The sequence below is a fragment of the Enhydrobacter aerosaccus genome (assembly GCF_900167455.1).
Taxonomy (GTDB): Bacteria; Pseudomonadota; Alphaproteobacteria; order Reyranellales; family Reyranellaceae; genus Reyranella; species Reyranella aerosaccus.
In genome coordinates, this window is sequence record NZ_FUWJ01000002.1 from 280,066 (window position 1) to 306,126 (window position 26,061).

Consider the following 26,061-nt stretch of genomic DNA (forward strand, 5'->3'; position numbering starts at 1 on the left):
CAATCCCCTGCTGAACCCTGGCCGGACCCTATCCGACCGTCCTGTTCTTGGCTCGCGACACGGCCGTTCCGCTTCGCCCTGCGGTCGGACGACGCCTCAAGTCGGCCGGCCGATGCCCTTGTTCACGAACGCCAGGCTGTAGGCATTCCGAACGTCGAGCCCCTTGGGGAAGACATCGACGTCGGCCATCTGATCGTAGAAGGCCTGCCACCGTCCCTCGCTCATCGCGCCGATGCCGCCCGTGAGAGCATCACCCGACAGCACGATGCCGCGTTCGTTGAGCACCTTGACCGCATATTCGATACGATCGTCAGTCTGGTCCGGATTGTCGCGCTTGATCAGCGCGTTGGCTGCATCGGTTTCCGGCCCGCCCTTCAGATACTGCGACCAGCCTTCGAGCGTGGCATCGACGAACCGCTGGATCAGGTCCTTCTTCTCAGTGGCGAGCTTGCGCGAGATGGCGATCGTCTCCTGATAGGCGCTGAAGCCGGCGTCGGCGATCAGCATCACCTCGGGCGGCCGGCCGAGCGCCTGGCCGATCGAGTAAGGTTCCGACGACAGGAAGCCCTGCTGCACGGCATTCGGATCGGCGAGGAAGGGCGCCATGTTGAAGGTATAGGGCCGCAGCTGGCTGTCGGAGAGCCCGAACTTCTTGCGCAGATAAGGCCAGTAGGTGACGCGGCCACCATTGCCGATCAGCAGGGTGCGGCCCTTGAGCTTCTCGAAACTGTCGAAGCCTGTGCCCGGATGCGCGATCAGGACCTGCGGGTCCTTCTGGAACAGCGCCGCGATGGTGAAGAAGGGCGCGCCCTCGCGCACGAAGGTCAGCGCCTCGAAGCTGTTCGACATGATCATGTCGACACGTCCGGCCAGAAGAAGCTGGCCGATATTGAGGCTGGGCCCCCCGGGCCTGAGCTCGCATTCGATGCCGTACTTGCGATAGATCCCGGCGGCGATGGCCTGATAGTAGCCGCCATGTTCGGCTTCGGCGCGCCAGTCGGTGTTGAAGCTCAGGCGATCGAGGATCTGTGCCCGAGCCCGTCGCACCAGCGGGACGAGCAGCGGACCGGCCAGCCCCAATCCCAGCGCCCTCCGCCGATTGACCCGCCACGCTCCTGTCATTGGTCCTCCGCCCGGATGCGCCAATCGAACTCGATAGCCAGGATCTCACGCAAGGCGATGGTGGACAGCGACAGCGCATCGACCGACGGAATCCAGTTGTCCCAGAAAGGACGCGTCTGCGGCAAGGCCCGGAAATCGGTGGGAAAGGCCGAAACCGGAAGCTTCTCCCGCGCCGCGATCAGCAGCGCGCGCGGCATGTGGAAGGCCGAGGTCACGAGCGCCACGCGTCCGTCGCCCACCATCTGGTGGACGTTGCGGAGATTCTCGATCGTGTTGATCGACTGCCCCTCGGACACGATGGCTTCCGATGGCACGCCGAGGTCGATCAGGAACAAGCGCATGGCCGACGCTTCCGTGGCGGCAGCCTCGCTGTCGCGCGCCATGAAGCCGCCGCCGCTGACGATGATGCGCGGGGCCACGCCCTGCCGGAACAGCCGGGCCGCCAGCCACATGCGATCCGCCGCATCGTTGAGATCCGGGAATGGCCGCTGCGGCAGGACCGCCGGTGCGATGCCGCCTCCGAGGACGACGATGGCGTCGAAGCAGCAGTGCGGCGGCGCCTGCTCGGCGGCACGGGCCCGCTCTTCGAGACGACTCATCATGGCGTCGGCCACCGGTGGGAAGGACAGGACCAGCGTCTGGGTCACGGCCAGGCCCAGCACCACCGCAGCCAGCCTCACCCAGCGCAGAAGGCGCAGAAGAAGATGGAGGATCGCTCCCAGCGCCAGCGAGGCCGGCGGCAGGACGAGCTCACTCAGGATCTTCAGGACGATGAAACCGGTCATGGCGTGTAGTCGTGGCCGCTATACTAGTCCGCATCGGAGCTGGCAAAGCATGGAGATCATCTCCACCCCTTCCCTGCCGACGCGGCCCGGGGCCGCGAATGCCCTTCCGCCGCTCGCCCCGCCTACTTGGAGCCGGCGTCGCTCTGCCGGCTGCGGTGCGAGACGTGCCACGGCAGCAGCAGGCCCTCGGCATAGTCGACCGCGAAGAACAGCGCCGTCCCGAACAGGCCGAGCAGGACCAGCGACACGAACACGCTTACCGTGTCGAACTGCCCCTGCGCCATCAGGATCTGGAAGCCCAGCCCCTGGCTGCCGGCGACGAACTCACCGACGATGGCGCCGACGAGCGCAAAGGAGATCGCCACCTTCATGCCCGCGAACAGGCTCGGCAGCGCACAAGGGAAGCGGATCTTCACCAGAATCGAAAGCGGCGATGCCTTGGAGACCCTGGCGAGGTTGAGCATGTCGGGATCAACCGACCGCAGCCCCAGTACCATGTCGATGACGATGGGAAAGATCGCCAGCATGAGGGCGATCGCGATCTTGGGCTCGGTCCCGGTCCCCATCCAGATGACGAACAGCGGGGCAAGCGCCACCTTCGGGATCGAGTTCAGAGCCACCAGCAGCGTGTACACCGTCCGCTCGATGAGCGGCGAGGAAACGATGACGACCGCAAGCAGGACCCCGAGCACCACGGCGAGAGCGAAGCCGACGCAGGTCATCGTCAGGGTGAAGCCGAGATTGCGCAGGTAAACGCCCGGCGTCGCCAGGAAGTTGGACAGGATCGCCGACGGTGCCGGGAGAATGAGCGGCGAGGGATGGAACAACCGCACGCCTCCTTCCCAGAGCAGCAGCGCGGCAGCGATGACAATGACGATGTCGCGGGCTTCGCGAGCGGCAAACAGGCGCTTCAACATGCCCTACTCCTTGACGATGCCAAGCTCGGCGAAGTGATGACGGATGCGCGCAACATAATGAGCGAAGTCGGCGCTCTCGCGCACCACCAGGGATCGCGGCCGCGGCAGGTCGATCGTGATGGTGTCGACGACCATGCCGGGCGATCTGCCCATCATCACCACGCGATCGGACAGGAACACCGCCTCCGCGATCGAATGGGTGATGAACAGGAGCGTCTTGCGCGTTTCCTGCCAGATGCGCGCCAGCTCGATATTGAGATCGTCGCGCGTCATGGCATCGAGCGCACCGAAGGGCTCGTCCATAAGCAGGAGTCTGGGATCGGTCAGCAATGCCCGGCAGATCGACGCACGCTGGCGCATGCCGCCCGAAAGTTCCCACGGGAAGCGGCGTTCGAAAGCACCGAGGCCGAAACGCGCCAGGAGGGCTGAGGCCCGTTCGCGGTCGCGGTCCGTCGGCTTGCCCCGGAACTCCACCGAGAGCAGGACATTGTCGAGGATGGTTCGCCAGTCCAGCAGGACATCGCGCTGGAACACGACGCCCAGATTGTCCGGTGGTCCGCCGAGGGAGTGTCCCTCGATCAGGATGCGGCCGGAGGAAGCCTCCTCCAGTCCCGCGACGAGCTTCAGCAGCGTGCTCTTTCCGCATCCGGACGGGCCGACGATGCTGACGAACTCTCCGGCGTGGATGTCGAGATCGACGTCCACGAGAGCCGGCACCGGCCCCCGTGGCGACGCATAGACCTTCCCGACCTTCTGGATGGCGACGTGGATGTCTGCGCCACGTCGGGAACCGATCTCCATGACTACTGCAGCAGCGCGTTGGTGAAGTAGTCGTCGGCCTTCCAGCCCGGCTTCACGACGCCTGCCGCCTCCAGCGACTTGAGCGCCGCCTCCCAGTCCTCCTTCGCCTGCCAGCCGATCGGCTTGCCCTTGGTGGCCGGCGTATCGAAGTAGTCGAGCGTGAGCTTGATCTGCTCGCGCAGCACCTTGGGATCGAGCTTGGCGTCCGGCCGTTCGGCAATCATCGCCTTGACGCCGTCGTCGGGATTGGTGCGCAACCGTTCCCAGGCGCGCTGCTCGATCTGGATCAGCTTGCGCAGCGCAGCACCCTTCTTCTCGATGGTGTCGTCGCGGGCCACGAGTCCATAGCTCGGATAGGAGATGCCCGCGTCGGCCGCCGAGAGGCATTTCGACGGGCGCGAGGCCTCGGCGATCGGCAGCGCCGAATTCGCCGTCGACAACAGGCCGTCGGCACGCTTGGCGATATACGTCCCCCACAGGGCGGCCGGATCGACGAAGTCGACCTTGACGTCGGCTCGGGTCAGCCCGCCCGATTTCAGGTAGCTGTCGATGAGCGGCGCCCACGGGCTTGCCGCGAACACCACCAGCGTCTTGCCCTTGAGATCGGCCACCCGGTTCAGGGGCGCATCACGGTCGACCAGCACGCAGAGATCGGTCTTGCGCTCGAATACGGCGATCGAGCGCAGCGCCGCCCCCTGGCCGCGTGCGGCGCCCAGCAGGCCGACCTGCACCTGGCCGACATCGGCCTGCCCGGCGTTCACGAGCTGGATGGTGTTGCCTGACCCGCGGCCGTCCTGGATGTCGACATCCAGGCCGGCCTCTTTGAACCATCCGGCATTCTTCGCCAGATGCATGGCCGCCTGCACACCCCAGGGCGAGAAATCGAGGCGCACCGACAGCTTTTCCTGTGCACTCGCCGAACCCGGCTGCAGCCCGACGACGGCCAAGGCGGCCGAGACCGCCGTTACCCAAAGAAGTTTCCTCATCTATGTCCCCCTTCTTGATCCCTTCCTCACATAGGTCAGCACCATGTCCACGACGTGCTTGCGCCGGACCGAAACGCGATCGCGCGTGACCAGCTTGCGATCGAGCAGCCAGGACAGCGTGTGCTGGTTCGACAGGAAAAAGTAGGCAAGACCCGAGATCGAGAGATAAAGGTCGATCGCATCGATGTCGGACCGAAAGCTGCCGTCCGCCTTGCCTCGATCGAGGATGTCTTCGAGCGTATCGAGCAGGCCTCGATAGAGCGGTTTGACCCGCCTGGACTTCTTGAGATGGCTGGCGTTGTGAATGTTCTCGACGCTCATCAGCCGAATCATGTCCGGCGTGGCGACGAAATGATCGTAGGTGCTGATGACGAGCTGCCGGAGGGCATCGACCGGCGACAGAGCACGCAAATCCGTATCCTTCTGGTACGATCGCAGATCGATGTAGATCTGCTCGATCACCGCCAGATACAGCGCCTCCTTCGAATCGAAATAATGATAGATCAGGTTGTTGTTGACGCCGGAGGTCGCCGCGATGCGCTCGATCCTGGCACCGGCAAAGCCGTTGGCAACGAACTCGGCCCGTGCCACGGACAGAATGCGCGCCCGCGTCACCTCGGCGTTCCGCCTCTTCTTGGGCGGGCTGGTCTTGCCCTCAGTCGGCATCGACTGTCGCCGTATCCCGCGACGCAAGGCGGCGGCGCGCCCGCAGGGCAGCCGTAGCATCGGCATCGATCTGCCCGCCATCGAGCACGACTGCATAGTGGCGCGCCGCGAATGCCGCCGTGATCTTGCCGTCGAGCAGATCGTCGAGCACCACCGCCGGGTCGCGCTCCAGCGGGTCGCCGAAACCGCCGGCGCCAGCCTGCTGATGGACGACAAGCGTGCCGGTACCGACCGTCGTCGTGATCTTGCTCGGCAGATCCCGCCGGTTGCCGTCGATTTCCATGTAGTTGCTGGAAGGCCCGCCGGGTTCACCGCCGGCGAGGCCGTAGGGCAGGAACTTCACGCGGTCGGTGCGGATCTGCAGCAGCGCCTCGGGCGCCAGGATCCGGTAGCTGCGCCGGATTCCGACGCCGCCCCGATAGCGACCGGCACCGCAACTGTCCGGCACCAACGCATAATCCTCGATGCGGACAGGATGTTCGGCCTCCATCACCTCGACCGGCATGTTGGACAGGTTCTGGGACGCGTTGGTCACGGCCTCGAGGCCGTCCTTGTTCGGGCGCGCGCCCCAGGCGCCGCAGATCATGTCGACGATGATGAAGGGTTCACGATTGGGTCTCAGTCCGCTGATGCAGATGACGCTGTTGCCGCCCTCGCCCGCCGCCGGGACCTTGTCCGGAACGATCTGCGCCAGAGCGCCCAGCATGGCGTCGAAGACGCGGTACCCGGTCAGCGCGCGCGCCGCGCAGGCCGCCGGCATCACCGGGTTGAGGATCGAAGCTTCCGGCGCCCGGACCTCGACACAGCGGAACATGCCGACATTGCTGGGAACGTCTTTGGCCAGTACGCAGCGGACGCTGAGATAGGTCAGGGAGTTGGTGAAGCTCAGGGTGGAGTTGAGCGCACCGCGGACCTGGGGTGAGGAGCCGGTGTAGTCGACCAGCAGCGTACCGTCGTCGCGGACGGTGATCGCGACCTCGATCGGGATCGGCGTCTCCGAGAAGCCGTCGTCATCGATGTGATCGAGAAAGCGATAGATGCCCTTCGGCCAGGTCATGATCTCCTGCCGCGTCAGGCGCTCGGCGTAGTCGAGCAGTTCCTGCATGTAGGCGTCGACGGCATCGGCGCCATACCGCTGGATCAGCTTTTCCAGCCCGCGCCGGCCGACCTGCGCGGCGGCGAACTGCGCGGAGAGATCACCCCACACGCGATCAGGCACGCGAACATTGATCTTGAGCAGCGCCTCCAGCGTCGTGTTCAGCACGCCGCGCTCGTAGAGCTTGAGCGGCGGGATGCGCAGACCTTCCTGAAAGATCTCGGTGGAATCCGAGGCGTTTGAACCAGGCACGCGCCCGCCGACATCGGTGTGATGGCAGATCACGACGGCGAAGGCGCGCCGCTTCCCCTCATGGAAGATCGGCACGAACATGAAGATATCCGGCAGGTGCATGCCGCCGTGATAGGGGTCGTTCATGATGACGACATCGCCTTCGTGCAGATTGCCTTCGTAGGCCTTCAGCACGCTCTCCATGGCCTCGGGGATGGCGCCGAGATGCTGCGCGATGGTCTTCGCCTGCGCCACCATCTGGCCATCGCCCGCGCACAGCGCGGCCGAGAAATCCATCACGTCCTTGACGATCTCGGACCGCGCGATCCGCACGACCGTGTAGGCCATCTCGTCGGTGATCGAATCGAGGCCGTTCTTGATGACGGCGAACGTGATCGGATCGATGTTCATTCTCCAAGCTCCAGCACGACGCTGCCCATCGCATCCTTGTGCACCGTCGCGCCCGGCGGAACGACGATGGTGGCGTCGAATTCTTCGACGATGAGAGGACCTGGCTGCGCCGTCGCACCGAGCGCCGCCCGATCCACAACGTCGACCGTCACCGGCGGTTCGCCGCGCACGAACGACACACGCCGCTGACCAGCACGCCCGCCAGCGGAGCGCCAGCCGATCTTCATGTCGGCGAAGTCGAGCCGGTTCTCGCGCAGGCCGCGGCCCGCCACCCGCACCTTCATGAGCTCGACCGGTGTCTGGTCGCGATAGCCATAGGTCTTCAGGTATTCGAGCATGAACCGCTCCCGGATGAGATCGAGATCGTCACCCTCGAACGGAACGGTGAGTTCCGTCGCCTGTCCTTCGTGGCGCAGGTCGGCCTCCCAGACGAAAGCGCGACGCTCGGGCGGGTAGCCGTCCTGCGCCAGCCGCTGGGCCACATCGGCCTGCAGCCGCTCCTTGATACCGGCGAGGGTCCCGCGATCCATGCGGTCGAGCCGGCTGACGACGGTCGCCAGCGCCGTGTGCTCGATGTCGGAGGCCAGCATGCCGACCGCGCAGAAGATGCCGGAGAGCGGCGGCACGATCACGCGCGGGATGCCGAGCTGGCGTGCCAGATCCGGCGCATGGACGCCGCCGTTGCCGCCGAAGGCCATGAGCGCGAGGTCACGCGGATCCAGTCCGCGCTCGACCGTCACGGCACGCACCGCCCGGGCCATCGCCGCGTTGGCGACCGCGCGGATGCCATGCGCAGCCTCGTCGACGGCGAGGTCGAGCGGCCGGCCAACGTAATCGGCGATCGCCCGCTCGCTGAGGCCGCGGTCGATGGTCAGCCTGCCGCCGGCCAAGCCGTTCGGATTGATATAGCCCAGCACGACGTTGGCATCCGTGACGGTAGGACGATCGTTGCCCAATCCGTAACAGGCGGGGCCAGGCACGGCGCCGGCCGATTGCGGTCCCACCACCAGCAGACCGCCCTTGTCGATGCCGGCAATGGAACCACCGCCCGCCCCCACTTCGGCGATGTCGATGGCCGGGACCTTCAGCATGTAGCCGCCCGCCTTGACGAAGCGGCTGGATGTCGAGATGCCGTCGCGGAATTCGTACTCCGACGTCATGGAGGGTCGGCCATCCTCGATGACGACGGCCTTGGCGGTCGTTCCCCCCATATCGAAGACGATGACATTGCGATCGCCGCGCGCCTCGCCCAGACGGGCCGCACCGATGACCCCGCCCGCGGGCCCCGACGCCACGACGAGGACGGGCTTCTCGCACGTCACACCGGCGGCGAGCATGCCGCCATTGGACGTCATGACGAGGATCGGCGCCGACACGCCAATGCCGCGCAGGCCGGTCTCGAGCTTGCGCAGGTATTCCTGCATCGCCGCCAGAAGGTAGGCGTTGACCACTGTCGTACTGGTGCGCTCATACTCCTTGATCTCCGGCAGCACGGCGCAGGACGTCGTCACCAGCAGACTCGGGAAGCGCTCGCGCAGGATCGCCTCGGTCCGCTGCTCATGGGCGGGATTGCGATAGCTGTTGATATAGGCGATCGCGACCGCTTCGATACCGTCCGCGACCAACGCCTCTGCCGCCGCGATCACGTCGTCCTCGACCAGAGCGACCACCACGGAGCCATCGGCGGCGATGCGCTCCGTCACTTCGAGCCGATGGCGACGGCGGACCAGCGGCTTCGGCTTGTCCCAGGTGAGGTCGAACATGTCGGGCATCCGGATACGGCCGATCTCGAGCACGTCGCGGAAGCCGCGCGTCGTGATCAGGCCCGTCCGCGCCCCCGAGCGCTGCAGGATCGTGTTGGAGCCGACCGTGGTGCCGTGCAGCACCTCCGTCACGGCGCTCGCCTCGATGCCAAGTTCGACGAGAAGCTGGGCGACACCCTCGACGACTGCCCGGCTCGGATCGTCCGGCGTGGAAGAGATCTTGCTTTGGTGAATGACGCCCGCAGCGGTCGCCAGGGCGATGTCAGTGAATGTTCCGCCGATATCGATCGCGACCTTCACCTGTCCGCCCATTTGAGGACCCGCCATGGAGACTCCAGCAAGTAACTAAATGATTAGTTAATTATGGAGATGGCAATTGCGGGCCGTCAACGCCGAATCGCACAATGGAGCGTGCGATGTGAAAGGACGGATTGCAGGCAAAGAAAAAGGGCGGGCGCGACTTCCGTCGCGGCCCGCCCTGAATCCTACGCGCGGATGCTTTAGATCGCTTCCTTCAGATCCTTGGCGACGCGGAAGGCAACCTTCTTCGACGCCTTGATCTTGATCGCTTCGCCGGTCGCCGGGTTGCGGCCCATGCGCGCCGGACGGCTGCGCACCTGAAGGATGCCGAGGCCGGTGATGCGGACCTTGTTGCCCTTCTTGAGGTGCTTCACGACCAAGGTGATGAATTCGTCGAGGGCGCCAGCGGCGTCCTTCTTGGTCATGCCCGTCTTCTCGGCCAGTTCGGCCGCGACCTTGGACAGCGGGACGGTCGGGTTGGAGGGTTTGGTAGCCATAGTGAGGGGTCCCTTACATTTTTTCGTTTCGCCAGCGGGCCCTGACGCCCCAGGGCTTGCGTTGACGGGCCCAAGGTTATCCACGAATCGCGGTCTCGCAAGCCCTCAATGCGCGAAAAATGTCGATTTCTGGGGCTTTTTCGGCCATTTGGACGGTCATCCACAGATTGCAGAGAGTGCGTCGCGTGCCAGCGCCCGATTTGATCCCGACTTTCACCACCGCCGTGAACACCTGGCAGTGCGACGAAAACGACCATCTGAACGTCCAATTCTACACCGAGTTCGGCCACGAGGCCTCGGCCCACCTGCTCGCCACCCTCGGCCTTGGGCCCCGCGCGCAACGCGACCGTGGGCTGCTTCTGCAGCCCCGCTGGGATCACATCCGCTACCTGCGCGAGTTCCGCGTGGTCGATACGGTCGAGGTCCGGTCGGCGCCGACCGAGGTCGGCGACCGCCATCTCGTCATCTACCACGAAGTGCGCAATCCGGCGGACGGCAGCGTGGCCTCGACCGTCACGCGACGCGTCGACAGCGACCGGTCATGGCCGGCAGCCTTTCGCCAGCGCGCCCGCACCGCCTGCATCGAATTGCCGGCATCCGCCCGCCCGCGCAGCGTCGGCTCGCTGGCCGTGCCGGCGATCACTCTGGCCGAAGCGCCGCGCACCGGGTTGATCGAAGTGGGGCGGACGGTCGTGAAGCCCTTGGAATGCGACGAGCACGGCGTCTTCCTGCCGCGTCATCAGTTCGGCCGCTATTCTGACGGCGCACCGTTCCTGTGGAATCATCTCGGCTTCAATCGCGCCGCGATGCAGGAGCGGCAGGAAGGATCGGTCGTGGTCGAGATGCTGCAGCATTACCGGACTCCGCTGCGAGCCGGCGACCTCGCCGTCGTCATGAGCGGTCTTGCCGACTTCAGCGACAAGATCCTCAAGTTCACCCATTTCCTGTTCGAGGCGGAAAGCGGCACACTTGCTGCTTGTGCCGAGGCGGTGGGCATGAAATTCGACCAGAAGATCCGCAAGATCATGACCTTCTCGACCGAGGATCAATGCCGACTCGCGGCGCGCAAGCTGCACCTCTTCGCCTAGGGAGCTGTCATGGACGACAAGACGAGAACCGCTGCCGGCATCGCTGCCGGATTGCAGGGCCTGAAGTACGACGACAAACGACTCGCCGAGATCGCGGCCGAAGTCGAGGCGCTGAACGACGCCGTGCGCAAGGCCGCCACCGAGCGGCTCACCTTCGATGACGAGCCTGCTGCTTTCGCCAGCCTGATGGAACGCGAGGCGCGGCAATGAAAAGGGACGCGCTCGCTCTCGAGGATCTCAGCACCATCGCCGATGCGATCGCCGCGCGCCGCATCAGCTCCGTCGAGGCGACGGAAGCCTGCCTGGCACGGATCGAAAGCTGGCAGCCGCGCACCAACGCCTTCCTGCGTCTCCACAAGGACAAGGCACTCACCCAGGCCAAGACGCTCGATAGCGAACTCGCGGCGGGCAAACGGCGCGGCCCGCTGCACGGCGTGCCGATGGCGCACAAGGACATGTACTACCGCAAGGGCGAGATCTCGACGGGCGGCAGTGGCATCCGCCGCGAGTGGCGCGCCCCGGTGACGGCGACGGTGTTGCAGAAGCTCGATGCAGCCGGTGTCGTCGAACTCGGCTTCCTCAACATGGCCGAGTTCGCGGCCGGTCCGACCGGACACAACGTCCATCACGGCCACTGCCGCAATCCGTGGGACGGCACCCGGGTAACGGGCGGCAGTTCGAGCGGCTCCGGCTCCGCGGTCGCAGCCCGCATGGTCTATGGCGCGCTGGGCTCCGATACCGGCGGATCGATCCGGCTGCCGGCCGCTGCCTGCGGCGTCGTCGGCATGAAGGCGACCTATGGTCGTGTCAGCCGGGCCGGCGCAGTGGCGCGGTCCTGGAGCCTCGATCATGTCGGTCCGCTGACCCGGACCGTGCGCGACAATGCCCGGCTGCTGGCCGTGCTCGCCGGGCACGATGCCAACGATTCGACCAGCAGCCAGAAGGCCGTGCCGGACTACGAGGCGCTGCTCGACGGCGGCGTCTCGAGCCTCAAGATCGGCCTCGCCCTGCCCGACGACGGACCGGCCGCACTCGACGCCCAGATCGGCGCCGCCGTGCAGGCCGCAGCCGATGCTCTCGGCAGGATCGGGGCGAAGATCTCGGCGGTGACGCTGCCCGATTTCACGGCGCTCTATCGTGCCGCCGAGGTGATGGTGAAGTGCGAGGCCGCGGCCATGCATCGGCCGTGGCTTGAGAAGCAGCCGGAAGCCTATGCCAACCAGGTGCGCACGCGCATGGAGGCCGGCTTCTTCATCCCGGCCACGCAGTATATCGACGCACTTCGCCTACGGGCCCATTTCGTTGCCGAGTTCCTGGCGACGATGGATGGACTCGATGCGGTCTTGTTGCCGGCCATTCCCTTTCCGATTCCGACGATCGAGGAAACGGATGTCGAGGCCAAGGGCGGACCGGCAACGCTCAGCATGGTCGGCCGTTTCACCGGCCTCACCCGGCCTTTCAATACGCTCGGCGTGCCGGCGCTGTCGGTGCCGTGCGGTTTCGATTCGAACGGCCTGCCGATCGGGCTGCAGCTCGTCGGTCGGCCGTTCGACGAAGCCCTGCTGTATCGCATCGGCCACGCTTACCAGGGCGTTACCGATCATCATCGTCGTGTTCCTGCATGATGACGTTGCGAACGGCAATCAATGCCCGATGGGTGCACCTTCATTCACGCACCTCATGAAGATGTGAGCAGAATGCATCCTCGCGCCTGAGGCGCGATCCCAATCCGACCCCATTTGGTGTCTAGATCGATTCCAAGTCTGGAGCGATCACCACCAACTGGGGATGGACCATGACAATCAGGCTCGTCGAAGCCTTCGTGGCTACTTCTCTCCTGGTCTGCGGTACCGTCCTTGCCCAGACCTCCGGCGGTTCCTCCTCGCCGCTCGGCATGACGACCCCGCTCGGCATCGGGCCGAGCTCGAGCGTCCAGCAGACGGGGATTCCCCTCGGGGCCATGGAGCTGCCGTCGCCCGGCATCAGCCCGACTCCCGCACCCTGTTCCGCTGTCGCGGATCCAACGATGGGCCAGGGCGTCGGCGCGAGCGCATCGGCAGGCTCCTCCTCCAGCGCGACATCGTCGATGTTCGATGGCGGCGGAACGACCGGCGCGGCATCGAGCGGCTGCGCGACCTCCAGTGTCGATCCCTCGACCACGTCCAACGCCTCGACGTCGGGCATGCCGGGGATCGGCTCGGGCTCCGGCGCCAATCGCATCGGCATCCCGCTCGGTTCGACGGAACTGGGCGCGCAAGGCCTGGCGCCACCGCCGGCGATATCGACAATCACCACACCGATCACGACACCGTCATTTGCGCCGCCATCGACCACGCCCATGTCTGCTGCGCCGCCCATGACTTCGTCGGGCAGCACGGCCCCCTGTCCGAACACGACTCCTGCGTCATCCATAACAGCCAATTCTTCGTGCTGAAGGGCGTTCCGATGAAATGGAAGATCATCCCCACGGCCGTCGTGCTGCTGGCAATCGGCGGCACGATCGCCATCACGCATCGCCTGCCGTTCCAGGCCTCGGCCCATGCCGCGGCAGCGCCACCAGTCCCGACGGCACCGGTCGTGGCCAGCCAGGTCGCGAGCCACGACGTGCCGATCTACCTGCATGGGATCGGTACGGTGCTGGCCTACAACACGGTGCTGGTCCGCAGTCAGATCCAGGGGCAGCTCACACAGATCGCCTTCAAGGAGGGACAGCCCGTGCATGCGGGCGATCTGCTGGCGCAGATCGATCCGAGACCGTATCAGGCCCAGCTCGATCAGGTGACGGCCGCACGGGACCGCGACGAGGCCCAGCTCAAGAATGCCGAGGCCAATCTCACGCGCTATACGCAGCTCGGTCATAGCGGCTGGGCAACGCCACAGCTGATCGACACCCAGACCGCACAGGTCGCACAGCTGCACAGTGCCATCAAGGCGGACGATGCCCTGATCGAAGCGGCCAAGGTACAGCTCGGCTACACCCGCCTGACATCGCCCATCGACGGCGTGACCGGGGTGCGGCAGGTCGATATCGGCAACATCATCCATCCCGGCGATCCCAACGGCCTGGTCGTGGTGACGCAGATCGAGCCGATCTCGCTGATCTTCACCTTGCCGGAAACGGACCTGCCGCGGATCCAGCAGCAGATGGAGAAAGGGCCGCTGTCGGTCCTGGCCTACAGCCAGGACGACACGATCAAGCTCGATGAAGGCAAGCTGATCCTGGTCGACAACGAGATCCAGCAGACCACCGGCACAGTCCGCCTCAAGGCGGAGTTCGGCAACAAGGCGCACCGGCTGTGGCCGGGAGAGCTCGTCGATGCCTGGCTGCATCTCGAGACGCGGCACGGCGGCCTCACCGTCCCGGCCTCGGCCGTACAGCAGGGCCAGAACGGTACCTACACTTATGTGATCAAGCCCGACGACACGGTCGAGGTCCGTCCGATCAAGGTCGCGCAGATCGCCGGCGGCCAGGCGCTGATCGATGCCGGCCTCGTGGCCAACGAGCGGGTCGTGACGGATGGCCAGTACAAGCTGCAGGCCGGCACCCACGTGACCATCCTGCACGGCAAGGCCGCCGAGGAGGCCGCCGCCCAGAGCGCGCAGCAGACGCCGATCCCATGAATCTCTCCGCCCCCTTCATCGCGCGCCCCATCGCCACGGCGCTGTTGATGGTGGGGCTGCTGCTGGGTGGTCTCGCCGCCTATCCCCTGCTGCCGGTGGCGGCGCTGCCCAACGTCAACTATCCGACGCTGCAGGTCACCGCTCAGCTGCCCGGCGCCGACCCGCAGACGATGGCCTCCTCCGTGGCCACGCCGCTCGAGCTGCAATTCGGCCAGATCCCGGGCCTTACTCAGATGACCTCGGCGAGCGCGCTGGGCTATACGCAGATCACGCTTCAATTCGATCTCAGCCGCCCGCTCGACGCCGCCGCGACCGATACGCTGTCGGCCATCAACGCCGCCGCGGCGCAGTTGCCGCTCAACATTCCCTATCCGCCGACCATCCGGAAAGTGAACCCGGCGGACACGCCGATCCTCGTGCTGGCCGTGACCTCGGATACGCTGCCGCTGACGCTGGTCGATGCCTATGCCGAGAACATCCTGCTGCAGAAGATCTCGCAGATCGCCGGGGTCGGGCTGGTCGGCATCGGCGGCCAGCAGAAGCCCGCGATCCGCGTCCAGGTCGATCCGCAGGCCCTGGCGGCGCGCGGCATCGGACTGGAGGATGTGCGCAATGTGCTCGCCCAGGCCAATGTCGATCTGCCCAAGGGCACGCTCAACAGCCCGCGCCAGACCTTTACGCTCAACACCAACGACCAGCTCCTCAACCCCGAGGCCTATAACTCCCTGATCCTGGCCTACCGCAACGGCGCGCCGGTCTATGTGCGCGACGTCGGCAAGGCCATCGACGCGCCGGAGAACGACCTCATCGCCGGCTGGTACAATCACAAGCGCGCGATCATCCTGCCGATCCAGCGCCAGCCCGGCGCCAATGTCATCGACACCGTCAACCGCATCAAGGCGATGCTGCCGGTGCTGCAGGCCTCGATCCCGTCGGCGATCTCGGTGAACACCATCTCCGACCGCACCCAGACCATCCGCGCCTCGGTCAGCGACGTGGAGATGACGCTGCTGCTGACCGTTGCGCTGGTGGTGATGGTGATCTTCATCTTCCTGCGCGATTTCTGGGCCACCATCATCCCGGCCATCACCGTGCCGCTGTCGCTGATCGGCACCTTCGCGGTGCTCTACGAGCTCGGCTACAGTCTCGACAATCTGTCGCTGATGGCGCTGTCGATCGCCGTGGGCTTCGTGGTCGACGACGCGGTGGTGGTGATCGAGAACACGGTGCGCCATCTCGAGGACGGCATGACGCCGATGCAGGCCGCCCTGCGCGGTGCCGGCGAGATCGGCTTCACCATCGTCTCCATCACCCTGTCCCTCATCGCCGTCTTCATCCCCCTGTTCCTGATGAGCGGCTATGTCGGACTGCTGTTCCGCGAGTTCGCCGTCACGGTCAGCGTGGCGCTGATCCTGTCGCTGCTGATCTCGCTCACCCTCACCCCGATGATGTGCGCCTACCTGCTCAAGCCGCACAAGCACCAGCACGGACGGCTCTACCAGCTCTCCGAGCGCGCCTTCGACGGGCTGCTGCACCTCTACGAGGCCGGACTCAAGGTCGTGATGCGGCATCGCTTCGTCACGCTGATGTCGGTGTTCGTCACCATCGGCCTCACCGGCTATCTCTATGTCGTCATCCCCAAGGGCTTCTTCCCGCAGCAGGATACCGGCCTCATCGTCGGCCTGTCCGAAGCCGCCCAGGACATCTCCTATCCGGCGATGCTGCAGCGCCAGCAGGCCGTCATCGACGCCGTGCTGCAGGATCCCGCCGTCGATTCGATCGGTGCCGCGATCGGCGCCGGCGGCGGCAACACCACCATCAACAACGGCCGGCTGTTCATCGCCCTGAAGCCCAACGACCAGCGCGACGCCTCCGCCGACGAGGTCATCCGGCGGCTGCAGACGCGGCTGGCCGGCATCCAGGGCATCACGCTCTACATGCAGGCGGCGCAGGACATCACGGTCGGCGGCCGGCTCTCAAAGACCCAGTATCAATACACGCTGACCGATGCCGATCCCGGTGAACTGAACCACTGGGCCGCCCTCTTCCTCGACCGCATCAAGGCCCTGCCCGGTGTCCTCGACGTGACGACGGACCAGGAGAATGCCGGCCCTCTGCTCGACATCGCCGTCGACCGCAACGTCGCCTCGAGCCACGGCATCCTGCCGGCGACCATCGACAACACGCTCGACGACGCGTTCGGCCAGCGCATTGTGTCGACCATGTACACCATGCTGAACCAGTATCACGTCGTGCTCGAGGTGGCGCCGAAGTTCCAGCTCGGACCCGAGGCGCTGAACGATATCTACGTGACCGCTTCGAACGGCCAGCAGGTGCCGTTGCGCACGCTGGTCAGGAGCGTGACGCGGGTGGCGCCGCTGGTGATCAACCACCAGGGCCAGTTCCCCTCGGTGACGATCTCCTTCAACCTCGCGCCCGGTACGGCGATCGGCCAGGCCGTGGCCGCGATCCAGCAGGTCGAGAAGTCGCTCGGCAAGCCGCTGTCGTTGGCGACCAGCTTCCAGGGCAATGCCCAGGCCTTCCAGTCCTCGCTGTCGAGCACGCCGATCCTCGTCCTGGCGGCGCTGATCGTGATCTACCTCATCCTCGGCATGCTGTACGAGAGCATCATCCACCCCATCACCATCCTCTCGACCCTGCCCTCGGCCGGGATCGGCGCGCTGCTCCTGCTGATGGCCTTCCATTTCGACCTCAGCGTCATCGCCCTGGTCGGCATCATCCTGCTGATCGGCATCGTCAAGAAGAACGGCATCATGCTGATCGACTTCGCGCTCGAGGCCGAGCGCCATCACGGCATGACGCCGGAAGAGGCGATCTACCAGGCCTGCATCCTGCGCTTCCGGCCGATCCTGATGACGACGATGGCCGCCCTGCTGGGCGCGGTACCGCTGATGCTGGGCACGGGCGCGGGCTCGGAGATCCGCCAGCCGCTGGGCTATGCCATCGTCGGCGGCCTGGCCGTCAGCCAACTGCTGACGCTCTACACGACGCCGGTCGTGTTCCTCTATCTCGACCGGTTTACGAAGCGGCGCCGGCGGGGCGAGGCCGAGGCCGCGCATCCCGCCGCCACCGCGCCGACCGCAGCCGAGTAGGAATCGATCCTCCCCGGCTGCGTCGAACGATGCCGTTCAGACGGCGAGGTTCACCGTCACGCTCTTCCTCTGCGTGAAGCTGTCCAGCATGCCTTCGAGCGAGAACTCGCGGCCGATGCCGCTCTGCTTGAAGCCGCCGTAGGACATGCCGGGCGTCTGGCCGCCGCCCTGATTGACCTGCACCCAGCCCGACTCGATCGCATGGGCGGCGCGCAGGCCCTTGCCGATGTCGTGCGTCCACACATAGGCGGCGAGGCCGTAGTGGCTGTCGTTGGCCATGCGGATCGCCTCCGCCTCGTCGCTCCAGCGGATCGCCACCAGCACCGGCCCGAAGATCTCCTCGCGCGCCAGCCGCCAGTCGTTCGAGCGGTCGGCGAACACGGTGGGGACGGCGAAGTAGCCTTCGCTCAGCGGTCCGGTCTTGGGCGGCAGGCCGCCGAACACCAGCTTGGCGTCGGCGCGCTCCATGCCGTCCTGCACGTACTTGCAGACCTTGGTGAACTGCTTGTTGTTGATGATGGTGCCGATGTCGCTCGCCTCGTCGAGCGGATCGCCGATCTTGAGCGCGGTGGTCTTCTTCTCGAGCTTCTTCAGGAAGGAATCGAAGATGTCCTCGTGCAGGAACAGGCGCGAGCCGGCGGTGCAGCTCTGGCTCTGGCGTGTGAAGCGCATGGCGGCGATGATGCCGTCCACCGTCCAATCCTCGTCGGCGTCGGGATAGACGATCGACGGGCTCTTGCCGCCGAGCTCCAGCGACACCGGCACGATGCGCTCGGCCGCCGCGCGCATGATCACCTTGCCGACCTCGGTCGAGCCGGTGAAGGAAAGCTTGCGGATCTTCGGGTGATTGGCGAGCGCGGCGCCGCAGTCGGCGCCGTAGCCCGTCAGCACGTTGAGCACGCCCGCCGGCACGAACTCCTGGCAGATGTCGGCCATCATCAGCACGCCGAGCGGCGCATCCTCGGCCGCCTTCATCACCATCACGTTGCCGGCGCACAAGGCTGGCGCGATCTTGAGCGCGCCCAGCATCACCGGCGCGTTCCAGGGGATGATGGCGCCGACGATGCCGATCGGCTCGCGACGCGTATAGGAGAGAACATGCTCGCCGAGCGGCACGGTCTCGCCCTTCAGCTCCGAGGCGAGACCGCCGAAATAGCGGAAGATGTCGGCGGTCAGCTTAGCCTCGCCGCGCGCCTGCGTGCGCAGGGCATTGCCGGTCTCCAGCGCGATGGTGCGCGCCAGCTCCTCGACGCGCGCCTCGATCGCCTCGGCGATCTTCAGCAACAGCTTGCCACGCTCGCGCGGCACGACATTGCGCCAGGCCGGCAACGCCTTCTCTGCTGCCGCCACGGCGGCGTCGACATCGGTCACGCCGGCGCGCGGCACCTCGGCGATGCCGGTACGCTTGGCGGGATTCTCGACCGTGAAGCGCTCGCCCGAGGCGCTGCCGACCCATTTGCCGTCGATCAGCATGCCCTTGGGGCTGTAGGTACCGGGGACGGCGGGCTGGGGTTTCAACTGCGTGGCGGTGGTCGACATGGGGTCCTCCGGGGTCCAAAAAAACGGGCCGGAGTTTGGCCCGCAGGATCGGCCGCTACAAGGCCGCCGGCAGCACCCGCGACACCCCGAGGGCCGCGATGCGGAGCCCACAGAAAGAGCTCACTCGTCCTCGCCGACCTCCGACAGCAGCCGCCCGTCCTCCGTCCGGCCGTGCAGTTCCGCCAGGGTCGGGAAACGCGGGGACACCGGCTCGGCCTTCTTCTTGCGGTCGGACTTCCTGCCGCCATCGTGCAGCCCGATCTGGGCCATCAGCGCCACCGACCGTAGGGCATTGCTGTAGGAACCTTCCATGTGTGCAGCGGCGCGGATTTGGTCGATATAGTGCAGCAAGCGCTGCGGCGTGACCTCGACCGGCGTTGCGGGACTGTCGGGCAAAAACGCTTTTTCGGGAAATGCCTCGACTTCGACGCCAAGCTCCTGATCCATCACGATTTTACGATCCCGTCCGGCGAGCCTTCCCGAACGTTCCCGAATTCCCGAAACGCCGCGGCGATCGCGAAGGCTCTCCTGTGGCGATGGTGGCAGCTGGCTCGGCGTGGGGTGATAGATCTTCTGATGCTTGTGCCAGTGCACGATGCGCAGATACTCCTCGCCCTCGACGGCGTAGCGCTCGATGCAGCCTTCGCCCTCCAGCTCGGTCAACCAGGCAACCAGGAGCGGCTGCACACCGAAGTCCGTCGGATAGAGGATCTGCGCTAGATCCTCTATCTCGGCGTAGCAGCGCCCCTCGTCGTCGACGACCGTCCACAGAAGCACGAACAGCAATCGTGCGTCGCGACTGACGCGCCCCATGCTGGGTGAGCGGGCGAAATGCGGCTGGATGGTGCGAATACGGGACATGGATGGTACCGCCGGGAACAGGATCGGATAACTCCATGATTGCTTTTTTCGCAATTTATGTCAATGCCGTTACCGCATTTCCAGATGCGACGGGATCCGTACCCGCCCTGCCTACAACGCCTTCTCGAAGACGATCTCGCCATCTCCCCGCCGACCGACCTCGATCCAGCCGTCGCGCCGGTAGAAGCGCTCGGCGCGCGTACCAGCTCCTGTGGTCAGGCGCGCCTCTCGATGGCCGGCCTCGCGCAAATCCTCGCAGGCCAGAGGGAGCAAAGCGCGCGCAATGCCGCGCCCTTCGAAGTCGGGATGGACGAACAGGCCGAAGATTGTCCCATCGCGGATGTCGGCGACGGCGAAGCCTTGAACGCACCCCTCTTCTTCCCAGACCCAGAACGCGCCGTTGTCGTAAATCCAGTCCGCGGTATCGGCGACGGCAGCGGCATTCGCCGGCTCCAGCCGGTTCTCGCGAACGGCATTGCGGACTTCGGTAATACGAGCGCGATCGGCGAAGGCAGCCTTGCGAATCATCCTGTCGATCCAGAATCAAACATTCATAAAGCCATGTACCGCTGGTTCTGCTTCAATGCGGTACGTGGTCGGGCTTCTCGCCCGGCGCTTGCTTTCTTACGGCCTCAACCATCAACCGCAGGGCGTCATCTTCTATAGCACACAACTTGGGAGACCGTCGTGAAGTCGCTGGTTATCCTGGCGCTTGTCATCAGCGGCAGGAGGAGCACTCCGCGCCACTACAGTCATTGCCTTGGACTGTGTGTCGGTCTGGTGATCCTCGCGTCGTTCGCCGCATTTGGGGCGCCAGCATGGGCGCAACAACAGCTGACGGCCGACACTGCCGCAACCACCCCGGCAGGCGCCAGCTTCACCGCACCGGCCGGCTGGCGCCTCACCGAACACACCTCGCTGCGAATGCTCGAGCCACCGGAAGGCGACTCCTCTCTCGTCATCGTCGACGTACAGGCAGCCGACGCTACCGCAGCACTGTCAGCCGGCTGGAAGGCTTGGCATCCCGACTCCACCCGGCCCCTCAAGATCGCGCTGCCCCAGGCGCCCTACAACGGCTGGGAGGAGCGCCATCTCTATCGCTACGAGACCTCGCCCAACGAGAAGGCGGTGGCTTATGCTCTGGCCTGGCGCGCCGGCAGCCAATGGACGGTCGTGGTCGTTGAGGCGAGCCAAGCGACCTTCGAGAAACGCCAGGCCCAGTTCTGGCTCACGGTCGGCAGCCTGCGGCCCAAGGGCTACGCGCGCGAGATGTTCGCCGGCAAGGTGGCGCACAAGCTCGATGCCGAGCATATCGGCGCGCTCCAGGAATTCGTGCGCACGGCGATGTCCGAGCTCGGCATCCCGGGGGTCGGATTGGCGCTGCTGGACGGCGGCCAACTCGTCTATGCCGGCGGCTTCGGCGTCAGGGCGCTGGGTCGACCGGATCCGGTCGACGGCGACACGCTGTTCCTCGCCGCTTCCGATACCAAGGCGCTGACCACGCTGCTGCTCGCCACCCTGGCCGACGATGGCAAGCTGCGCTGGAACCAGCCGGTCACCGAGATCTATCCCGACTTCCGGCTCGGCGACGCCGCGACCACGCGCCAAGTGCGGGTGCGCCATCTGGTATGCGCCTGCACCGGCCTGCCGCGCCAGGATCTCGAGTGGCTGTTCAATTTCGCTGATGCGACGCCGGCCTCGTCGCTGGCGGTGCTTGCGACCATGCAGCCGACCAGCGGCTTCGGCGAGGTGTTCCAGTACAGCAACCCGATGGCGGCCGCCGCCGGATTCATCGGTGGCGCGCTGGTCACCCCCGGCCAGGAGTTGGGTGCTGCCTATGATTCAGCGATGCGGCAGCGGATCTTCGATCCGTTGGGCATGACGCGCACGACCTTCGACTTCGCACGCGCGCTCGCCGACAACCACGCCAGCCCGCACGACGACGATCTCGACGGCAAGCCGACCGTGGCGCGCATGGACATGAATTATTCGATCGTGCCGATGCGGCCTGCCGGCGGCATGTGGACCAGCGCGCGCGATCTGGCGCGCTACCTCGCGCTCGAGCTGGCCGACGGCACGCTGCCCGACGGGCGCCGCCTGGTCTCGGCCACGAACTTGCGCGAGCGCCGCAAGCCGCAAATCCAGACGGGCGAGGATGCCAGCTACGGCATGGGGCTGGCGGTCGACACGCGCTATGGCATTCCGGTGATCAGTCACGGCGGCAGCATGTTCGGCTACAAGAGCGAGATGGTGTTCCTGCCCGAGCACGGCGTCGGCGCGGTGGTACTGACCAACGCGGACTCCGGTGGCTGGCTCACCGGCCTGTTCACGCGTCGGCTGCTCGAAGTGCTGTTCGACGGCAGGCTAGAGGCGGCCGAGCAGTTGAAGGTCGGCGCCGCACAACGCAAGGCCGATCGCGCCAAATGGCGCGAGCGTCTCGTGATACCGCCCGCTGCGAACGACGTCTCGAAGCTCGCGGCCGCGTACCAGAACGAGGCGCTCGGGCGGTTCCGGGTGCGCACCCAGGACGGCGCGACGGCATTCGACTTCGGGCCGTGGCGCAGCGCCATGGCCTCGCGCCATAACGACGACGGCACGACGTCCTTCATCTCGATCGATCCGACGGTCGACGGCTTCAATTTCGTGGTCGGCGCCAAGGACGGCAAGCGTGCGCTGACGGTGCGGGACGGCCAGCACGAGTACGTATTCGTCGAAGCGGTGCCGTAGCAGGTGTGCGAGGCGCTATCTCGACGAGATGCCGCTACAGGCATTTAGCGAGGTCATCGAACAGGAAGCAGACACAGCGGTGCAGGACTTCGCGGATTCTGACCTGCCGCGAGGTGGGGCGCGCCTTCACACCGATTGAAACTTCACTGTAAGGGCCTTGATCAATCCGTTTGGGCGTCTTTCCGACGTAACCGCTCTCGTTCAAAGTGGCGCCCGCGCTGTCGGGGGACGCGCTTCGGGGCGAGGGACAAACATGGGGAGACTCTTGCGGGAGAATCCTGAAAAGACGATTCGTGGCCTGCTGATCGAGTTCGAACGCGACCGCCGCGAGCCGGACCGGTGGGAGAGCTACTGCCTGATCTGCGCCCTCGGCTACATGGTCGGCGGCGACGACGAGGCCGCCGTCCAGCAAGTGGCTTTGGCGCGACTCCCGCATGAGCTGCGCCCACCCGCGCGCTTCAAGCTGATCCCGGCGACGCACAGGGCGCTGAGCACGAGCGACTTCTGCATCGCTCTCGACGAACTCACGCAGGACGATGCTCCACGACGCCGACGAGCTCGGCGTACCTCGCCCCGTCACTAAGATTCTGTCAGGCCAGCGCGCCAGGCGCGAAGGCCATCACGACGTCCTTTTGGCGGGCGCACGCCAGGCCTGAAGCAGAAGACGGCGCTTGCTATGCGGTGTGAGCGACAGTTCCTCCGCGAAGCCCGGCTCCCAGGCCATCGCGCGGATCAGACCCAGCATCACCGGAACCTGAAGGGCCGCCGCGAACAGGCCGCAGACTGCGGCGACGAAGCAGACGAAGCCGTCCGAATCGAGCTTCAGCAGCTCCATCGAATCGGCCGCGATCGCGGCACCGCTGCAGACGATCGCGAACAGCAGCGAGCGGATCAGGGCCATCGAGAGCTCGAGTCGAAGCGTCTCCGGCCGCACCCGCGACCTGCCGAGCGCGAACACGAACATCGTCGCAGCCGCAATCCACGTGGCGAAGCGGGCAGCGGCATAACCCGCGGCAAAGCCCATCACCACGCCAACGAGCGATGGGAGAAGAGGGAAGCCGGTGACCATTGTGGACAAGGAACCTCTGAGTCGTCTCTACCAGAGCAGGCTTACGGCACCATGAGCCGCGCGGATGAGCCTCGTCGTCGAGCGCGCATCCGCAGCGACATCCCTCTGTCGCTAACCTTTCCGAATCGAAATTTCCAGAGTTCTGGCTGCAGATTCTATGCGGAGCCGCGCTCCGAAGCCGACGACCGCACCAATTTCATTGCCAGAACGAAGACGATCTCGATCTGTGTATCGCACCTGCAGCAGTGCGCTGCCGCGACAGCGTACCCCTTACTCATTACGAGGTCAGATACAGCCAAAGCTCCACCTTCTCCGCCGGCGTCGTCTTGTCGAAAGGAGAGGACAGGAAGAGCATGATCTCCGGCCCGACCACATCGAACGTGTGCACGTTGCGGTCCGGCGCCCACTGATAGACGGCGCTCAAGGTGTTGGGCTGGATCTTGCCCATGTAGAGGAAAACGGTGTGGGCCTTGGTCGGACCAACCAGCACGTTCACGCGCCGGTATTTCGTGACATTCAGATAAGTCTCGCCGTTGGCGCCGAGCGGCACCTCGTATCCGCCAGGATAAAGGCTCGGCCAGTCGATCGTCAGCAGTGGCGAGGACCGATCGACGAACAGTGTCTTGGGAATCTCGATCTCGGACTGTGGACGCAGGATCGTTGCCATGAAACGTCTCCTCGGTGTCGTTGTTCGGAGCCGTCGACGCGTGTCACGGAACGCACTGACGCGCCGTATCAGCCGCCGGACTATCCGCTGCGCCCACCAACTTGGCCTTGAGATGAATCAACGGTGCGACTGCACCGCACGCCATGGCCACGGGAGGCAATCGCCCATGACAACGATTGCCTGGCGTCGGCGATCGCCCTCGCGAGGGCGAAGGCTCTACGTCTTTGCCTTTGCCGACTTCCCCTTCTTCTTCTCGGTCAGCTCGCCGTACCTCATGCCTTCGAGCTTGATGCCGTCGGGATCGAGGAAGAAGACCGCGTAATAATCCTCGTAATATTCGTCGGCGGGATCGACGATCGTCACGCCTTCCTTCTCCAGCCAGGCCTGCAAGGCATCGACGTCGCGTCGATTGCGCAGCTGGAAGGCGTAGTGATGCAGACCGACATCACCGATCTTGTAGGCCTTGCGGCCCTCGGCCTCGGCGATCCAGTAGCGGGTATGGCCGTTGGTCCAGCCGATCGTGCCAGGATACTCGTCGGAGATCTCGAAGCCGAGGAATGTGAAAAGCTTGCCGTAGAACGCCTTGGATTTTTGGTAGTCGCTGACCCTGATGGAGATGTGGTCAATGCCGACAACGCGGCATTCGGTCTTTGGCATGACAGCCTCCTCTTCCTGACAGGTGGACAACCGGGCAAGACCTCTTAAGTTGCCTCGCAATGCGTCTTTCCATTCTCGACCAGTCGATTGCCGTCGCGGGACGTCCCCACGCCGAATCGATCCGCAACACCGTGGCGCTTGCCCGGCATTGCGAAAGCCTGGGCTACGACCGCTTCTGGGTGTCGGAGCACCATAACCATCCCACCATCGTCGGCAGCGCGCCAGAGATCGTGATGGCGGCGATCGCCGCCACGACCGAGCGAATCCGCATCGGCAGTGCCGGCATCATGCTGCCGCACTACTCGCCGTTCAAAGTCGCCGAAGTGTTCCGCGTCCTCGACGCCCTCGCCCCCGGCCGCATCGATATGGGTCTGGGTCGTGCGCCCGGATCGGACGGCCGCACCGCCTTCGCGCTCAATCCTGCAGCCAACGAGCGTCCCGAGCATTTCCCGGCCGATGTTCGCGACCTAATGGCCTGGGTGCGCAATGAGCCGCTGGTCCAGGGGCATCCGTTCGCCGCGGTGAAGGCCTATCCGCAAGGCCCGACGGCGCCGGAGACCTGGATTCTGGGAAGTTCCGATTATGGCGCGCAGGTCGCGGCCCTGTTCGGCCTGCCTTACTGCTTCGCCTGGTTCTTCAGCGACGGCGCCGGCGGAGAGCGCGCCATCGAACTCTACAAGAAGAACTATCGGCCAAGCGCGCAGCATCCCGAGCCGCATGCCGCCCTGTGCGTCTGGGCGTTGGCGGCGCCCAGCATGGAAGAGGCGCAGTACCATCTGACATCGCGCGCCCTCTCGCGCATCAACCGCGACAAGGGTCTGCTGGGTCCTCTGGAGGCGCCCGACGTCGCGGCCAAGGCGGTGCTGGGTCCTCACGAGAAAGCGAAGATGGAGCAATTGCGCCGCGATGCCTTCGTCGGCACCGGTCCCGAGGTGGCGGCTCGTATCGAAGAGTTGAAGACTCGGGTCGGAGTCGACGAGATGGTCGTCGTCACCTGGACTCACGACGAAGCGGTACGGCAACAGAGCTACAGCCTGCTAGCAAAGGCCTGCGGTTTCGCACCGGTCACTTAACCGGTAGGCCAAAAGGAACTCCTCGGTCGCCGCCGCGTTGCCGCAATCGGCTCCATATAGCGATCGAGGAG

Annotated in this window: 24 protein-coding genes; 8 read left to right on the plus strand and 16 right to left on the minus strand. The window is 65.5% G+C overall.

The genetic code is table 11. From position 1 onward, the window contains the following. Positions 1-96: 96 nt before the first annotated feature. The 9 genes from B5D62_RS10610 to B5D62_RS10650 form a co-directional block, all read right to left on the minus strand. A complete protein-coding gene (locus tag B5D62_RS10610; RefSeq protein WP_085933841.1) occupies positions 97-1,122 on the minus strand; it encodes an ABC transporter substrate-binding protein in 1,026 nt (341 codons plus the stop codon). Further along, complete coding sequence (locus tag B5D62_RS10615; protein WP_085933842.1) at positions 1,119-1,907, minus strand: YdcF family protein; 789 nt, start codon at positions 1,905-1,907, stop codon at positions 1,119-1,121. Before B5D62_RS10615 ends, B5D62_RS10610 begins: the two co-directional genes overlap by 4 nt. A gap of 122 nt (positions 1,908-2,029) precedes the next feature. Then, positions 2,030-2,824, minus strand: a complete 795-nt coding sequence (locus tag B5D62_RS10620; protein ID WP_085933843.1) for an ABC transporter permease — start codon at positions 2,822-2,824, stop codon at positions 2,030-2,032. 3 nt (positions 2,825-2,827) lie between these two features. Further along, positions 2,828-3,625: an ABC transporter ATP-binding protein gene (locus B5D62_RS10625; RefSeq protein WP_085933844.1), complete on the minus strand. Its 798-nt coding sequence runs from the start codon at positions 3,623-3,625 to the stop codon at positions 2,828-2,830. 2 nt (positions 3,626-3,627) lie between these two features. Beyond that, positions 3,628-4,611 (minus strand): ABC transporter substrate-binding protein, encoded by a 984-nt coding sequence (locus B5D62_RS10630; protein ID WP_085933845.1) that lies wholly within the window; start codon positions 4,609-4,611, stop codon positions 3,628-3,630. Further along, positions 4,612-5,277 (minus strand): TetR/AcrR family transcriptional regulator, encoded by a 666-nt coding sequence (locus tag B5D62_RS10635; RefSeq protein ID WP_085933846.1) that lies wholly within the window; start codon positions 5,275-5,277, stop codon positions 4,612-4,614. Next, positions 5,267-7,015 (minus strand): hydantoinase B/oxoprolinase family protein, encoded by a 1,749-nt coding sequence (locus B5D62_RS10640; protein WP_085933847.1) that lies wholly within the window; start codon positions 7,013-7,015, stop codon positions 5,267-5,269. The genes B5D62_RS10635 and B5D62_RS10640 overlap by 11 nt, the downstream gene beginning before the upstream one ends. Next, a complete protein-coding gene (locus tag B5D62_RS10645) occupies positions 7,012-9,105 on the minus strand; it encodes a hydantoinase/oxoprolinase family protein (protein ID WP_085933848.1) in 2,094 nt (697 codons plus the stop codon). The genes B5D62_RS10640 and B5D62_RS10645 overlap by 4 nt, the downstream gene beginning before the upstream one ends. Before the next feature lie 173 nt (positions 9,106-9,278). Continuing rightward, a complete protein-coding gene (locus B5D62_RS10650; RefSeq protein WP_085933849.1) occupies positions 9,279-9,575 on the minus strand; it encodes an HU family DNA-binding protein in 297 nt (98 codons plus the stop codon). A gap of 185 nt (positions 9,576-9,760) precedes the next feature. On the opposite strand from B5D62_RS10650, the gene B5D62_RS10655 reads away from it, so the two are divergent. The 3 genes from B5D62_RS10655 to B5D62_RS10665 are packed head-to-tail and all read left to right on the plus strand — an operon-like array spanning position 9,761 to position 12,288. Continuing rightward, positions 9,761-10,663: an acyl-CoA thioesterase gene (locus tag B5D62_RS10655; RefSeq protein ID WP_170920887.1), complete on the plus strand. Its 903-nt coding sequence runs from the start codon at positions 9,761-9,763 to the stop codon at positions 10,661-10,663. A gap of 9 nt (positions 10,664-10,672) precedes the next feature. Then, positions 10,673-10,873, plus strand: coding sequence for a hypothetical protein (locus B5D62_RS10660; RefSeq protein ID WP_085933851.1), 201 nt, complete (start codon positions 10,673-10,675; stop codon positions 10,871-10,873). After that, on the plus strand, positions 10,870-12,288 hold the full coding sequence (locus B5D62_RS10665) for an Asp-tRNA(Asn)/Glu-tRNA(Gln) amidotransferase GatCAB subunit A (protein WP_085933852.1): 1,419 nt from the start codon (positions 10,870-10,872) through the stop codon (positions 12,286-12,288). Before B5D62_RS10660 ends, B5D62_RS10665 begins: the two co-directional genes overlap by 4 nt. Before the next feature lie 121 nt (positions 12,289-12,409). Here the strand turns inward: B5D62_RS10665 and B5D62_RS10670 are convergent, their stop codons facing one another. Next, entirely contained in the window at positions 12,410-13,075 is a 666-nt protein-coding gene (locus tag B5D62_RS10670; RefSeq protein WP_085933853.1) for a hypothetical protein, read from the minus strand. Between the two features lie 33 nt (positions 13,076-13,108). On the opposite strand from B5D62_RS10670, the gene B5D62_RS10675 reads away from it, so the two are divergent. Both B5D62_RS10675 and B5D62_RS10680 read left to right on the plus strand, forming a co-directional pair. Continuing rightward, entirely contained in the window at positions 13,109-14,284 is a 1,176-nt protein-coding gene (locus tag B5D62_RS10675) for an efflux RND transporter periplasmic adaptor subunit (RefSeq protein ID WP_085933854.1), read from the plus strand. Then, a complete protein-coding gene (locus B5D62_RS10680) occupies positions 14,281-17,397 on the plus strand; it encodes an efflux RND transporter permease subunit (protein WP_085933855.1) in 3,117 nt (1,038 codons plus the stop codon). Before B5D62_RS10675 ends, B5D62_RS10680 begins: the two co-directional genes overlap by 4 nt. Positions 17,398-17,433: 36 nt before the next feature. Here the strand turns inward: B5D62_RS10680 and B5D62_RS10685 are convergent, their stop codons facing one another. From B5D62_RS10685 to B5D62_RS10695, 3 genes are all read right to left on the minus strand, one after another. Beyond that, positions 17,434-18,936, minus strand: a complete 1,503-nt coding sequence (locus B5D62_RS10685) for an aldehyde dehydrogenase family protein (RefSeq protein ID WP_085933856.1) — start codon at positions 18,934-18,936, stop codon at positions 17,434-17,436. Between the two features lie 120 nt (positions 18,937-19,056). Continuing rightward, the gene (locus tag B5D62_RS10690; RefSeq protein WP_085933857.1) at positions 19,057-19,797 is read right to left on the minus strand and encodes a hypothetical protein; all 741 of its coding nucleotides are present in this window, start codon (positions 19,795-19,797) and stop codon (positions 19,057-19,059) included. A 111-nt stretch (positions 19,798-19,908) separates the two neighbouring features. After that, complete coding sequence (locus B5D62_RS10695) at positions 19,909-20,325, minus strand: GNAT family N-acetyltransferase (protein ID WP_085933858.1); 417 nt, start codon at positions 20,323-20,325, stop codon at positions 19,909-19,911. A gap of 159 nt (positions 20,326-20,484) precedes the next feature. Between B5D62_RS10695 and B5D62_RS10700 the strand changes: the two genes are divergently transcribed. Continuing rightward, positions 20,485-22,524 carry a serine hydrolase domain-containing protein gene (locus B5D62_RS10700; protein ID WP_218191032.1) on the plus strand — a complete coding sequence of 680 codons (2,040 nt, stop codon included), beginning with the start codon at positions 20,485-20,487 and terminating at the stop codon, positions 22,522-22,524. A 253-nt stretch (positions 22,525-22,777) separates the two neighbouring features. After that, positions 22,778-23,107 (plus strand): hypothetical protein, encoded by a 330-nt coding sequence (locus tag B5D62_RS10705; RefSeq protein ID WP_139373835.1) that lies wholly within the window; start codon positions 22,778-22,780, stop codon positions 23,105-23,107. 36 nt (positions 23,108-23,143) lie between these two features. Here the strand turns inward: B5D62_RS10705 and B5D62_RS10710 are convergent, their stop codons facing one another. The 3 genes from B5D62_RS10710 to B5D62_RS10720 all read right to left on the minus strand — a co-directional run bounded on the left by B5D62_RS10710 (position 23,144) and on the right by B5D62_RS10720 (position 24,917). After that, a complete protein-coding gene (locus B5D62_RS10710; RefSeq protein ID WP_139373836.1) occupies positions 23,144-23,602 on the minus strand; it encodes a hypothetical protein in 459 nt (152 codons plus the stop codon). Positions 23,603-23,870: 268 nt separating this feature from the next. Then, on the minus strand, positions 23,871-24,260 hold the full coding sequence (locus B5D62_RS10715; protein WP_085933861.1) for a hypothetical protein: 390 nt from the start codon (positions 24,258-24,260) through the stop codon (positions 23,871-23,873). A 216-nt stretch (positions 24,261-24,476) separates the two neighbouring features. After that, positions 24,477-24,917: a VOC family protein gene (locus tag B5D62_RS10720; protein WP_085933862.1), complete on the minus strand. Its 441-nt coding sequence runs from the start codon at positions 24,915-24,917 to the stop codon at positions 24,477-24,479. 59 nt (positions 24,918-24,976) lie between these two features. On the opposite strand from B5D62_RS10720, the gene B5D62_RS10725 reads away from it, so the two are divergent. Continuing rightward, positions 24,977-25,990: an LLM class flavin-dependent oxidoreductase gene (locus B5D62_RS10725; protein ID WP_085933863.1), complete on the plus strand. Its 1,014-nt coding sequence runs from the start codon at positions 24,977-24,979 to the stop codon at positions 25,988-25,990. The last annotated feature ends 71 nt before the right edge of the window (positions 25,991-26,061 follow it).

Bases quoted from the DNA above. Each gene is read 5' to 3' on its own strand.
- B5D62_RS10610 (WP_085933841.1), bottom strand. From the start codon at position 1,122: ATGACAGGAGCGTGGCGGGTCAATCGGCGGAGGGCGCTGGGATTGGGG.
- B5D62_RS10615 (WP_085933842.1), bottom strand. From the start codon at position 1,907: ATGACCGGTTTCATCGTCCTGAAGATCCTGAGTGAGCTCGTCCTGCCG.
- B5D62_RS10620 (WP_085933843.1), bottom strand. From the start codon at position 2,824: ATGTTGAAGCGCCTGTTTGCCGCTCGCGAAGCCCGCGACATCGTCATT.
- B5D62_RS10625 (WP_085933844.1), bottom strand. From the start codon at position 3,625: ATGGAGATCGGTTCCCGACGTGGCGCAGACATCCACGTCGCCATCCAG.
- B5D62_RS10630 (WP_085933845.1), bottom strand. From the start codon at position 4,611: ATGAGGAAACTTCTTTGGGTAACGGCGGTCTCGGCCGCCTTGGCCGTC.
- B5D62_RS10635 (WP_085933846.1), bottom strand. From the start codon at position 5,277: ATGCCGACTGAGGGCAAGACCAGCCCGCCCAAGAAGAGGCGGAACGCC.
- B5D62_RS10640 (WP_085933847.1), bottom strand. From the start codon at position 7,015: ATGAACATCGATCCGATCACGTTCGCCGTCATCAAGAACGGCCTCGAT.
- B5D62_RS10645 (WP_085933848.1), bottom strand. From the start codon at position 9,105: ATGGCGGGTCCTCAAATGGGCGGACAGGTGAAGGTCGCGATCGATATC.
- B5D62_RS10650 (WP_085933849.1), bottom strand. From the start codon at position 9,575: ATGGCTACCAAACCCTCCAACCCGACCGTCCCGCTGTCCAAGGTCGCG.
- B5D62_RS10660 (WP_085933851.1), top strand. From the start codon at position 10,673: ATGGACGACAAGACGAGAACCGCTGCCGGCATCGCTGCCGGATTGCAG.
- B5D62_RS10665 (WP_085933852.1), top strand. From the start codon at position 10,870: ATGAAAAGGGACGCGCTCGCTCTCGAGGATCTCAGCACCATCGCCGAT.
- B5D62_RS10670 (WP_085933853.1), bottom strand. From the start codon at position 13,075: ATGGATGACGCAGGAGTCGTGTTCGGACAGGGGGCCGTGCTGCCCGAC.
- B5D62_RS10675 (WP_085933854.1), top strand. From the start codon at position 13,109: ATGAAATGGAAGATCATCCCCACGGCCGTCGTGCTGCTGGCAATCGGC.
- B5D62_RS10680 (WP_085933855.1), top strand. From the start codon at position 14,281: ATGAATCTCTCCGCCCCCTTCATCGCGCGCCCCATCGCCACGGCGCTG.
- B5D62_RS10685 (WP_085933856.1), bottom strand. From the start codon at position 18,936: ATGTCGACCACCGCCACGCAGTTGAAACCCCAGCCCGCCGTCCCCGGT.
- B5D62_RS10690 (WP_085933857.1), bottom strand. From the start codon at position 19,797: ATGTCCCGTATTCGCACCATCCAGCCGCATTTCGCCCGCTCACCCAGC.
- B5D62_RS10695 (WP_085933858.1), bottom strand. From the start codon at position 20,325: ATGATTCGCAAGGCTGCCTTCGCCGATCGCGCTCGTATTACCGAAGTC.
- B5D62_RS10705 (WP_139373835.1), top strand. From the start codon at position 22,778: ATGGGGAGACTCTTGCGGGAGAATCCTGAAAAGACGATTCGTGGCCTG.
- B5D62_RS10715 (WP_085933861.1), bottom strand. From the start codon at position 24,260: ATGGCAACGATCCTGCGTCCACAGTCCGAGATCGAGATTCCCAAGACA.
- B5D62_RS10720 (WP_085933862.1), bottom strand. From the start codon at position 24,917: ATGCCAAAGACCGAATGCCGCGTTGTCGGCATTGACCACATCTCCATC.
- B5D62_RS10725 (WP_085933863.1), top strand. From the start codon at position 24,977: ATGCGTCTTTCCATTCTCGACCAGTCGATTGCCGTCGCGGGACGTCCC.